The 11416-nt window shown below is 52.9% G+C and carries 16 protein-coding genes; all 16 read right to left on the reverse strand.

Going from position 1 to position 11416, the window contains the following annotated elements; translation table 11 throughout:
* Positions 1 to 52: 52 nt before the first annotated feature.
* Positions 53 to 505 (reverse strand): hypothetical protein, encoded by a 453-nt coding sequence (locus LJD61_RS11235; protein WP_255227637.1) that lies wholly within the window; start codon positions 503 to 505, stop codon positions 53 to 55.
* A 13-nt stretch (positions 506 to 518) separates the two neighbouring features.
* Positions 519 to 857: a DUF3852 domain-containing protein gene (locus LJD61_RS11240; RefSeq protein ID WP_255227638.1), complete on the reverse strand. Its 339-nt coding sequence runs from the start codon at positions 855 to 857 to the stop codon at positions 519 to 521.
* 87 nt (positions 858 to 944) lie between these two features.
* Positions 945 to 2636: a hypothetical protein gene (locus tag LJD61_RS11245; RefSeq protein WP_255227639.1), complete on the reverse strand. Its 1692-nt coding sequence runs from the start codon at positions 2634 to 2636 to the stop codon at positions 945 to 947.
* 66 nt (positions 2637 to 2702) lie between these two features.
* Positions 2703 to 3257 (reverse strand): DUF6550 family protein, encoded by a 555-nt coding sequence (locus LJD61_RS11250; protein ID WP_255227640.1) that lies wholly within the window; start codon positions 3255 to 3257, stop codon positions 2703 to 2705.
* Between the two features lie 95 nt (positions 3258 to 3352).
* Positions 3353 to 3904, reverse strand: a complete 552-nt coding sequence (locus LJD61_RS11255) for a hypothetical protein (RefSeq protein ID WP_255227641.1) — start codon at positions 3902 to 3904, stop codon at positions 3353 to 3355.
* Positions 3901 to 4296: a DUF4320 family protein gene (locus tag LJD61_RS11260; RefSeq protein ID WP_227020628.1), complete on the reverse strand. Its 396-nt coding sequence runs from the start codon at positions 4294 to 4296 to the stop codon at positions 3901 to 3903. The genes LJD61_RS11255 and LJD61_RS11260 overlap by 4 nt, the downstream gene beginning before the upstream one ends.
* Complete coding sequence (locus tag LJD61_RS11265; RefSeq protein ID WP_255227642.1) at positions 4290 to 4664, reverse strand: DUF3848 domain-containing protein; 375 nt, start codon at positions 4662 to 4664, stop codon at positions 4290 to 4292. The genes LJD61_RS11260 and LJD61_RS11265 overlap by 7 nt, the downstream gene beginning before the upstream one ends.
* A 19-nt stretch (positions 4665 to 4683) precedes the next feature.
* Positions 4684 to 5553, reverse strand: coding sequence for a secretion protein F (locus tag LJD61_RS11270; protein ID WP_255227643.1), 870 nt, complete (start codon positions 5551 to 5553; stop codon positions 4684 to 4686).
* An 8-nt stretch (positions 5554 to 5561) separates the two neighbouring features.
* Positions 5562 to 6491: a type II secretion system F family protein gene (locus LJD61_RS11275; protein WP_255227644.1), complete on the reverse strand. Its 930-nt coding sequence runs from the start codon at positions 6489 to 6491 to the stop codon at positions 5562 to 5564.
* Positions 6491 to 7915 (reverse strand): type II/IV secretion system ATPase subunit, encoded by a 1425-nt coding sequence (locus tag LJD61_RS11280; RefSeq protein ID WP_255227645.1) that lies wholly within the window; start codon positions 7913 to 7915, stop codon positions 6491 to 6493. Before LJD61_RS11280 ends, LJD61_RS11275 begins: the two co-directional genes overlap by 1 nt.
* Complete coding sequence (locus LJD61_RS11285) at positions 7912 to 8724, reverse strand: AAA family ATPase (protein ID WP_255227646.1); 813 nt, start codon at positions 8722 to 8724, stop codon at positions 7912 to 7914. Before LJD61_RS11285 ends, LJD61_RS11280 begins: the two co-directional genes overlap by 4 nt.
* Before the next feature lies 1 nt (position 8725).
* Complete coding sequence (cpaB, locus tag LJD61_RS11290; protein WP_255227647.1) at positions 8726 to 9568, reverse strand: Flp pilus assembly protein CpaB; 843 nt, start codon at positions 9566 to 9568, stop codon at positions 8726 to 8728.
* A 13-nt stretch (positions 9569 to 9581) separates the two neighbouring features.
* Complete coding sequence (locus tag LJD61_RS11295; RefSeq protein ID WP_255227648.1) at positions 9582 to 10025, reverse strand: prepilin peptidase; 444 nt, start codon at positions 10023 to 10025, stop codon at positions 9582 to 9584.
* Entirely contained in the window at positions 10015 to 10224 is a 210-nt protein-coding gene (locus LJD61_RS11300; RefSeq protein WP_255227731.1) for a DUF6133 family protein, read from the reverse strand. Before LJD61_RS11300 ends, LJD61_RS11295 begins: the two co-directional genes overlap by 11 nt.
* Before the next feature lie 132 nt (positions 10225 to 10356).
* Entirely contained in the window at positions 10357 to 10764 is a 408-nt protein-coding gene (locus LJD61_RS11305) for a SpoVG family protein (RefSeq protein WP_255227649.1), read from the reverse strand.
* Positions 10765 to 10832: 68 nt separating this feature from the next.
* The gene (locus LJD61_RS11310; protein WP_255227650.1) at positions 10833 to 11393 is read right to left on the reverse strand and encodes a YodL domain-containing protein; all 561 of its coding nucleotides are present in this window, start codon (positions 11391 to 11393) and stop codon (positions 10833 to 10835) included.
* Positions 11394 to 11416: the final 23 nt, after the last annotated feature.

Here is an 11416-nt window from a genome sequence, read left to right on the forward strand (position 1 = left end):
CCAGATAAAAAAATATAGGAGCCTGTTTACACAATCTCCCGAAAAAAGCTATTTACATGCCCCGCATTGTCAGGCCGTTTTCGCTCTGGCCGGACTGCTCCATCTCCAGCTTCGGTTCACGGTATACGTCAAGGTAATCGTTGATAGCCTCGGATATCCGATCATAGTCCGCCTTATTCGGCTTGTAAACATACCAGTCGATTTCCTCCCCATACTTCCATATGTACGGGGTAACGCCATTTTTGAAGTTCGGATTGGTGACTGCTTTTTTGCCGAGCAGGTCGGAGAATCGCAGCGTTACAGAGTCCACTGGTCCGTCGTTGCGGTTGATTATGGTTGCCTTGATAGCATCGTAATGGTCCGCCACACCCATTGTGACAAATTCGACTCTCACACGGAGGCTGTCGGTGAGCTTTCCGAAGAAAGCCCTGCCGACAAACCTTTTATCAGAGATAGCAGCGTCATTTCCGAACAGATTGCGCAGCTCCTGTTCAAAGTAGTTCATCTTTTCGCACCTCCTACATCCCGAGTATCTGCCAGATGTATAGCGGCGCGGTCAGGGTGAACACGAGGCAGGCGAATAGGATCGCCGGCGCCGCCCATTCAAACTGTCCGTGCTTACGGTAGTCGAAGTAGGCCGTTCCGAGCTTGGCGAAGAAAAACACCGCCAGAATCAGGTCGATTGCCGGAAATACCACCTTGTTGACCACGGTTTTGATCTGGCCGGATGCGTCGTTCCAGGTGTTTTCGATTGCTCCGGCCACATCTCCTGGAGGTGCGGCATAGGCAGTTGTGCAGAGCGCAAAGCCCAGCAGCAGCACCAAGAGGAGAACAGGCAGGATTCGTTTCAGTTTCATGAGGATAACCACCTTTCTTGTAATAATTTTGGGTATAAAAAAAGACCGCAAAGTTCTTGCCCTGCGGTCGTGTTTCTTTTCTGCTGGTTACGGTTTTACCGGAGCGATGTGCCAGTCATCCCAAAGGCTGCCTCTGATAGTCACCGAGTCGGTGAGGTTCATGGAGAGCATACCGGCCGGAGTCCAGCAGTCGATGAGCCATGTATACGGCGTGTAGCTCCCATCGTAGAACCATATGGGAGTGAAGTGTGTCCGGCGCTTGTAGGTCGAGTATTTGTTGGTCTTAAACTCGAATTTGGAGCTGTATCCGGCCTGTGTACGATCCAGCAGCCGCCAGTAGGTTTCGTATTTAAATTCGGGGAAATATGTGACGGCGTTCTGTGCGTTGGTCACCGCCGAGGATTGGTTGGTGCTGACATTGGTAGTAACGGTCTGGTTGATGCCGTATCCGCTTTTCATGGTTTTTCCGGATGCGGTCGGGGCTTTAGCGTCCGGCATGACATTCATGGAGGCTGAAAGACTGGCGGAGTATGAGAGCCAGTCGAACTCCCACCATCCGTGATCGCACCAATAACCGTCCTCATCCGTTCCATGCCATACCCAATAGGCATGCCACCATGGACGCCATACGCCCCAAGAGGCAGAGGTTTTCTGTGCCTTGCCGGGTACAGCAACTGCAGAATATGAGTCGTTCCGGTCGTCAGCGACCGGATTGGGCGGATCGTTCTTTGACAGATCCACTATTCTTGCCGTAATTGTCCCCTGACTTGCCGAGCCTCCGCCCGATACCAACACATGAATAGTCATGGTCTGCGGGCTGGACGGCGTCCTCCAGCGCACCCACGCAAACTGACTGTCGCCTGCCGGATAGTATATGGTACCGACAGAATAGGTCTGACCACCGATGGTGAAATACACGGTGACAGGATGGTCGGGATCTGATTGACCTCCCCGAACAGTCACCGATGTGATGACGTCGGTGTTAACCCTGTACTCATAATCGGTAGCCGTTACCTCTGGAGGCTCGGGCTCCGCCTCATTGAAGCGCACGATGCCAAGACCGAGGGATGAAATTATATCCGTATTTGAAGCGGCTGTGGTCGTGGAGCCATCCCATGCCGGGTAGCCGAGATCCGACGTTTCAAGGAACATCGCCAACGGCAGGTTCTTATGACTGAGGGATACCATTTTGCTCCGTAAGCCGCTGTTCAATTGCTGATCAAAAAGCGCGGCTTCCGTTGCGGTCATGGCGTACTTGATTCCGCCAAAGGTCATGTAGGCGATGGGTTCCAGCAGGAGCTTGTATTCTCCATTGGTTAAAATCTCGTAGTTCATACCTGTGACCTGAGCGACGGTCATGACCATATACTCGGAGCAGAAGTATTGTTTTATCTGCTCGATGCTTGCCTGCCCGCTGCTGGTGCTTATTATTCTCGGCATAACAATATCCGGCTTTTCACAAACATACGTTGTCGTAACAGGAGACAAGGTTCTGCCAGCTGTATATGATATTTTTGATACCTTTCCAAAATGTACGGCTATTGATGGTGTCCTATTTGAGAAATCAACAGGTGTGGTAACAGGTGATCTGTCGCTGGCTCGAACCACCGTAACCCTTACGCCTTCATCACCGCCATTCCAGTAATTTTCATTGGTTCCGCTGCCCATTCCACCGCCGCCGTTATCTATGTTGCCTTCACCATCGGCGTAGGCCGTAACAGGCAAAAGCATAGAAAGCAGCAGAACCAGCACAAGAAAAAAGCTGAGACGTCGTTTCATACAATACCTCCATTAACAGCAAAAAGCACCGATTACTCGGTGCTTTTTACCTTATATGAGTTGTTCTTAGTCCATGTTTCCGACTTGCTTATTAATATCACCATCGGAGCCAACATCGTTTTGCTGTACTCCGCCGCCGTTATCGTCTATCCAGCCGAAGCCGGGGACATATATTTTACCGTCCTTTTTATCTCCGGACTCGGGTGTACCAGATGGGGGATTCTCCGGCTTCGTCACCTTGTCATGCTCCACAGGGGTAACCTTATCTACTTCCTGGCCGTCCGGCGTTTTGGACGGGTCGGTCTTTACCTCCTGCGGTGGTTCGGTGGGCTTGGTGACCTCCGCCTGTATGCTCTGTTCGGTTCCGGTAGAATCTCCGGTATCCGCAGGCAGAGCCGAAGACTCAGTCGGATTGATGGACGGCACGGTTACCTCCGTTGACGGTGAAGGAATGACATCAGCGGGGTTTACCTCGTCAGATACTGTACTTGAGGGCTGGACGGATACTCCTTTGGGAGCTACCGGCTCAAACTGCGAGGCTATTGCTATCACAAGTACGACGCACACCACGCCGAGTCCGGCGATGGTCAGGCGTTTTTTTGTTTTGTCTGTCAGTTTCATTTATGATACCTCCTTGTGTAAAAGTCGATGTATCTTTTCAATGACACACCATACTACAAAAGTTTCCAGAAGTCTATTGCCAATCCGAAAACAGATCAAAATATTGGCATATATTTGGCCTGGGCCCTGAGATTTATCGTCATAGGCGGCAGGCTATTCCCGCCAAAGGACACCGGAACCTCCAGTCGTATGACCACATCAGCCAGCAGACCTTTTGAATTATCGGGACTTGCGGGAGCCAGCGGCATGTTATCAAGGTCGACAGAAAGTCCGGACAGCCTGAACTCCATCTCATCACCGGCATATTTCATATGGTAGCCGTTTTCCTGCCGAAGTCCCAGCAGCTGATCCAACCTACCATATATATCGCCATAATCCAGATTTTCTTGAAAGTCGGAGGCGCTCGGCTGATATGCTCCGCTGTAACCTTCCCGAACACCGTGGTACACATTGTCGTAGTTGTCGTTGATTGTCGAAATAACAGCGGACTGTACGGCATCCCGAACACCCTGGGCTACAATCATCAGCCGTATGGATTCGGAAATTCCGCAAAATACAATCACAAGCGAGAGGGTAACGGCAACGACAAGCGGAAAGGACGAGCCTCCTTTGCTTCTAAGTATATCATAAATTCTGCCAATTTTCATTTCCAGTACACCTCGCTCTTTCCGCTGGCCTCAGCCTTCAGGGTGACGGGAAAGCTCCCGAAGCCGCCGAATATGCCGATGTCGGTCTGAACGATGACGGTCACGGTGAATTCCTCATTGAGCTGAAGCCTTCCGGTTTTCGACCACGATACATTCGGGGCAAGTCCTGTTTTCTCGGTGAGAACCTGCGCACGAAGGGTAGTTTCGCTGCCGACGCGCCCGGCAATCTCCGCCTCACGGCAGAGTTCCGTGGCGTAGGTATCCAGCTTGTTTTTTGTTACGAACACCGGCAGGACACTCACCGCCAGGGCGATGACCAGCATCACGCACAGCACCAGCACCGCCACATCGATATACCCCTCGCCGCGTTTACTTTTGAGCAGCTTCAGCACATCCGCACCCCCTGTTCAGGTGAGAGATAGGCCTCATCCAGCTCATAGTCCTGCTCGGCATCCTGCGTATCGGCAATCGACCAGAGCGCATGTATCATATCCTCGTCATAGACCATTTCCGAGCCGTTTTCCTCACTCCACTTGTCTCGAACCACCTCCAGCGGATTTTTGAAGCGCAGCAGGTATGCCAGATGCTCCTGATCATACCCGCCGTTTTTCAGTTCCTCATACACCAGCTTGGTGGCGGCGATTTCCTCCGCTTTTTCAATAAGCTGGAGTGGCTCCAACTTCACCCACTCCTTCATGAAGGAGATATAGTTAGCTTCGAGCTTTTCCGAAAGCTCCTTTTCAATATCTTTTTTCTCCATTTCGCATTCACACCTCCCTCTAAAACATTGTGTCGAGCGAGCTTAAAATCTCCATGACGATGATTGCCATGTAGGTGAGTAGGAAGCACATCAGCATGACAAATGAGAAAATCCTGATCTTCGGCGGAATCTTCTGCGCCTGGCCTTTGAGCCGTTGAAGCTCCAGTGCCTTGAAGTCGTGAGCCAGCATCTGAAAATACACGGCGCTGTCATCGCCGCGCAGGACGCCGATGAGTCCTCTGACCACATCGGAGAGCATGGGTGAATTGAGCCTTGCCTCAAACCTTGTCAGCGCCGCCTCGTAGGAGGACGAGCGCATATCCGCTGTCAGCACGTCCAGCTCGCTGGCAAATGCGGGACCGGCGTTCTTTTTGTAGTTTTCCATCATCGCCAGCACATCACGGCTGGACTTCAGGGTCTGTTCAATGGTGGAAACAAACCTCGGCAGCTCGCCCTCAATCTGCTCCCGCTTTTCCTTGAGCTGCTCGTCAGCCTTACGGGTTTCCTTGAAATATGTCAGGACCGCAAGGATAATCAGCACCGGCGAGAGCAGCGGGAGGACGAACAGGCAGGGTATCACTCCCAGCAGGATGGCTCCGGCTTTCGTGATGGCGTAAGCCGAATAAACCTCCGGCGTCATGCTGATGCCGGCCGCTTTCAGGACGTTTGCCATGCGGCTGCGCTTGTACTCATCCATCCTGATGTATCTTGAGAGCTTGACCGCTCCCGTCATGAGCCATGCCTCCAGCGTTTTGGCCGCCTTTTTATTCTTCCTTCCCGCGTTCAGCATAGCTTTGGCCGCACCCATGGAGGGCAGCTTCAGAAGACTTGCCAAAATGAAATACAGGCCCGCGGCAAGGAGTATTCCGGTAAAAAACAGTTGTGTCATTCTTTCCGTCACCTCCTGTACTCGATGGGCTTGGTCAGTCTGATGACAAAAGCCGTAGAGATAAATATCGCCGCGGCGCAGACCGCGAGGATGATTTGCCCCACCGCCGTATGCATCAGGGTGTGATACCAGTCCTTGTTGAGAAAATACATGATGGGCACATTGCCTGCTACCAGCAGGGCCATGATGATGAATTCCTTGCGAGGTTCAAACACCAGATATTCCAGCTCGGCGTTCACAATGCGCATGTCTGAGAGCTTTGAAACAATCGGGGTCAGCGTAGTCTTGAGGCCGCGGTCGTGCTGGCAGGCGGCGATGGCATCGCACCACTCATGGAACACCTCGTTGTCGATTTTGGGCTTCATATCATGGAGCGCCTTGTCCAGATCGGGGTCGATGAGCTTCACCTGCGTTTGAAATCCCGCGAACACGCTCCGCACGGGAGGATTGAAATACTGGATGCTTTCCTCCACCGCAGTAAGGATATCCTCGCTTCGCAAGTATGCCGTGGTGATGATGGACAGCGCCGTTTCCAACTCCGCAGCGATGTTCTTTTTGTAATGCGTGGCTGTCAGCCTGATGTACCAAAAAGGGATGAACATCATACCGATTGCCGTCACCGGCACGAGGAATACGTTGCCTATAAGGATGGCAAGGCTGGCGCCTACCGCGAGGAACACCAGCGACGCCGCACAGATCATGGAGAAGCGGGAGCTTCGCCCGGTTATGGCGAGTATCTCCTGCACCTCGGTGATTTCCCTGCGAAGGAAGGACGGCTTTCTACGCCGGGCGGTTTCGTTGATCTCCGCCTTAATGCTCTTGTTTTTGCGTGTTAGAAACCCGAACAGCCCGTTGGTAAACTCCAGCGGGGAGAGTCTGAGCAAAAGAAAAGCGCCGGTGATAAAACCGGCACAGCCAATTAAAAGGATTGTCATCATCAGGCAACACCTCCCGCCGCAAGGATTTGTTTCAGGGTATCCTGAGGCATCCCGTTTTCCAGAAAACGCTTCTGAAGGCTTGGGGAGATTCCCTGCAGCACGCTGTGGCAGCCGTTTATGATGAATTTGCCGTCCTCCACGCGGTTCTCTGTGATTTGGAACTGGAACAGGCTGCGGAAGTTGCGTGTGCCGTCCGGCAGGATTTCGCACTCCATAATCTCCATCAGCTTTCTCTGCTTGTTCTCCAGCTGTTTGGAGAAGACCACGATGGGGAAAGCTTCCGTCACCAGATCCATGAGCGTGTTGTCCGCCATGTCATATTTCCTTTTGCACAGAGTGACCATGCGGCGCCAAGTGGCTTCGCAGCTGTTGGAGTGGATGGTGGTCAGTACCGTGTGTCCGGTTCTGGCCGACTCCTGGGCGGCATAGGCTTCCGGTCCGCGCATCTCGCCCACGCAGATGATTTCAGGGTTAAAGCGCAGGGCCATGTCCAGTAAAATGTCCTGATCAATGTTCTGTTTGTCGTTTTCGCTCATGCGGGTCAGGGTATGGATGACGCTGTTGCACACCTTTCCGTCCTTTTGGCGTACCAATGCTAGTTCGCGTGAGCCGTTTTCGATGGTGAATATTCTTTTGCTATTCGGTATGGTGGTCAGAAGCCATCCTGCCAGCGTGGTTTTGCCGGAGCTGGTGGCTCCTGCTACACAGACCGAAATGCCGTATCTGAGGCACTCAGCCAGAAAGTCCAGCATCGGTCCGGTAGCCGTGCCGCCTCGGATGAAATCCTCTCTTTGCATGGATTGAGGGTTCACGATACGGATGGAAGCGGATACCCCCACGTCCTCGTCCACCAGCGGGGTTTTCAGCACGGCGATACGGATGTTTTTGGAGAGATGCCCCAAAATGGCGGGGCTGGCGTTGTCCAGCACCATGCCGGACACATGAAGCATACGGCGCACTACGTTGATGGCGTGTTCGGGGCTGTCAAAGCGCTCATCCAGCTTTCTGGTGACTCCGCTGCTGTACTGCACCTCGATGTCGTTCCAGGCGTTGACGTCGATTTCCTCGATGCCTGCGCCGAAGATGTATTTTGTCAGAAATGAAAACTCAGCCATCTCTGTGTACAGGGCGTCCACCAGCTGCTCCTGTGTCATGCCCGCAACAGTAATTCGGTAATCCTGAACATATTTGGTGATGTACCGCTTGATCTGCGCCTTGACTTCCTCTGTGCCGCCATCAGTGATCAGCGCGGCATATTTGCTGGAAATGTACTCCTGCACCTCATGTAACACAGAGTTGAAATCCCTGGCAGCTTCATTGGATGAAAAAAACAGGCCCTGATTGCCTGTCATGGTGACGCTGTGCGGCCTGTCGTCTGTCAGCGGCGGGATAATCACAGCCTTCCTGCGATTCTTTCTGCTCATACGCCGAACACCTCCTTTGCGAGCCGGGCGATTCCCTTGCGGAAGCCCCTGCTGTCCTTGAGCGTCAGCTCTCCCAGCATGTTCCCCGCAAGAGCCAGATTATCCAGCTCGTCCGAATGTGGAAGCTTGAAGGCGACATTGCCCAAGACCGACTCTATATGCTCTCCCGCCTGATTGGATTTGATGTTGGAGGCTACCTTGTACTGCTTATCGGCGTCCCATTTCTGATCCTTCAGGAGCGGGAGCTGGCTGGACAGGTAGCTGACGGATTTCAGGTCGCAGTTTACCAGCCGAAGAACCGAATCAGCCTCCAGCAGGGAAACCGCCGACAGGATATCGTGGGCGATGGCACTTCCACAGTCGATGATGATGTACGGCGCAACGTCCCGCAGATGGTCGATCAGCTCGGCAGCAAGCTCCTGGGAATACGGCGGGTAGGTAAACACATTCTCGCCCTTGAGCATGCCGATAATGGTCAGGTAGTCCAGCTTCTTATGGGTGACGCAGTTCTGCTTGATGAGCAGGTCCGTCACATGGGTGGCGGCGAGGATGCTGCCGAGGGAACGCTCGCATTCCAGGTTGCTAGGCGGACAGATGCAGGGCAGCATGGGCGTGGTCATGTCACATAGTAGCAGGGCCACGTTCTTTTTCTGATCCGCCAGATACTTTGCGAGGCGAACACTCACCGTGGTCTTTCCGCTGCCGGGACTGCCCCATACCGCAAGCACCTGCACGTCCTGCGCCGGTTCCTCCGGCACGAGCTCAGCCTGCTTGCGGGAGAAGACGCTCCCTTTCATGAAATTGAGCATCTTACTCACCTCCGGCTTCCTGTACGGGATTTTCAGGCACAGCAGGCGCTTCCTGAATTGGCGGTTGTCCGGTCTGTGAGGACGTCTGCGCCGCAGGCTTCGGATAAAGGATTTTTATTACCTTGTCCTGAAGCTCTGTAAATTTTGCGGCAGCTTCTTTGGAGCCTCTGTAAACGAGGGACAGATGGAGTTTGGCGTCCGCCTCCAGCTCCGCGAGGATTTTGGCCTGCTCCGGCGAGACCAGCAGGGTGACGGTGGCGGGGAGCTGCTTCTCACTATTATCCTTTGCGGACGAATCTGTGTTGGCGTCCTGCTGATCCGTGTCATAGCCGGAGCTGGCGGTCACGCCGATGACCTCCACATAGGTCAGTTCCGGAGGGATTACGGTCAAGCCCTGCTTTTTATAATCCGGCGCGATAACCGATACAATGTCGCCGGAAATCAGCTTGCCGGACAAACCTCCGGCAAAGTTTTTTATGCTGACGGATATGGCCTGCTTATCGCCATTGAGGTTATACAGGTAAGCGTTCTCCGACGCCGGAGTATCCGACAGCTTGGCGGGGAGGATATAGTCGCCGGGTGCGAGATCTGCCACAGCATATTTGCCGAGTACAGCGTCCTGCTGCTTTATTACATCCTCCGGCAGGTTGTAGCCGCCGACCTCCACGCTCTGGAGCATATCCTTTGTGATTTCGGCACCGGCTTTTATGTCCTTAACCACACGGATGACAGTCGTTTTCTGAGATACGCTCTGATTAAAGAGCGGTGTCAGTCCAAAGCAAATAATTAATGCCAGCACGATGCAGATTACTCCCAGCACCGTGCGGTTTTTGAGAAAACTCATAGGGTGTTCCTCCTTAAAATATGAAATAGGCTGCGAGGCAGCCGAGGGAAAGAAAAGGCGCGAGAGGATATGCTTTTTGAACAGTCCTCCCGCGTAGCCTTTGGATTATGATCTTGCCTGCATGGAATACCAGCAGAGCGGTTAAGCCTATGACCGTGGCGGTCATGATTTTAGTGAAGCCCAGCACCAGCCCTGCCGCCGCCATGAGCTTGATATCCCCGCCGTCAATACCGCCGAAAAACAGGGCGATAATAAGGAAGAGTACAGCGGCGAGGATACCAGATAGCTTCATCGGTTCAAATGTGAGCAGGCCGGTCAGGGCAATTCCGAGGCTGATTTTGTCGGGGATTATTCGCTTTTGAATGTCGAAGACCGAGGCCGCAAGGAGCAGGGCAGCAAAAAGGCCGCCCTGCACAAGCGGCGTAATCTGGGACAATGCGTCCAGATCAGTTCCCATAGTTGAACATATCGACAATACGCTGCTTCAAGGTAGGCAGAACCGTTTCGCCGAACAGGGCATAGAGACCGCCGAGGACAAGGGCGCCGATAACAACAGCCATCAGGATTTTAATAGCGGTGTCCACGAACCCCTCCCCGCGCTGAGAGCAGAGAAGCACACGAGACCTGATGAACATTTCCGTGGCTTTTGCGACCATGTTGATGAAGATTGCGTTTGCCTTGTTGACGATTTTGCTGACAATCCTTTTTATGAGTTTTTTCATTATGATTTACCTCCAAAAATTTTATAGTTTGTGATTGACTGTGGTATCAAAAAGAAACAGCGGGGCTTAAAGTCCCGCCATCTGAATACCGGAGCCCTGCTCCGGCTGCTCAAAAAGGGGCGAATCCGTCGCCCTTTGCTGCTGGCTCTGGGTGAGCGCCTGCTTGTACGCATCGATAACCGCGTTGTTCAACTGCTCCCTGAATTCCTTGGTAACAGGGAAGCAGATGTCCTTGTACTCGCCGTTTCCCGCCTTGTAGCTGGGCATAGCGACGAACAGTCCCTTGGTACTGTCCATGACCTTCACGTTCCTGATTGCGAAGCAGTCATTGAGGTTGACTGACGCATAGGCGCGGACGCTGCCCTCCGGACGGATGGAGCCGATTTTGACATCCACCTTCATAGGGATAGGCTGCTCAGTGGAGGTCTGTGCGGCTTCCTGCGGGAGGTCGGCCGCTTTCTGTGTTTTAGGCATTTGTGTTTCCTCCTTCTTAATTATTTTTGTCGTATAAAAAAACAGCCTTCCGGCTGCGGGTGATGAGGTTACATACTAATTGTCGGGCCTTGGTACAGCTCCTGCTCCGGCGGCTGGAACGATACCTCCTTAAAGCCGAAGCGGTCTACATAGTGAAAGGTGCTGCCTGTATCGTCATATAATTCGATAACATCCGACATGGAGAGGCTATGCCCCTCATAGCCAGATGGGTGGGCGAGGTTAAATTTGGCGAATAGCTCGTCCAGATTATTGGTATTCACCTCGCCGTCATAGACTGTCCTATAATTGTCCGGGTCCGGCTCACCGAAACGTTCCAGAAGCTCGTCATATCCGATGAATTTCATCATGGGGTCAACGTCGGGTCTGAGTTGCCAGACACGGCACTTCTTCAGAAGCTGTGTATTGTCCTCCGGATCGAGCTTCCCCTCCGCCAGCCTTTCATAGGTGCCGGACGTCCACTCGATATCGAAGCCTCTGGTGTTTGAGAGATAGGACTTTAGCTCGTCATTCTCAAACATAGGGTCTACCACGGCCTTGCCCTTTTCGATATAGCCTGCTGTGTTGCCGTAGTAGAGGATTCGGTTGTTTTTAATTTGAATACCGCTCATGAAAACTCCTTTCCCGGCATTGA

The organism is Lutispora saccharofermentans (assembly GCF_024363565.1).
Lineage (GTDB): Bacteria > Bacillota > Clostridia > Lutisporales > Lutisporaceae > Lutispora > Lutispora saccharofermentans.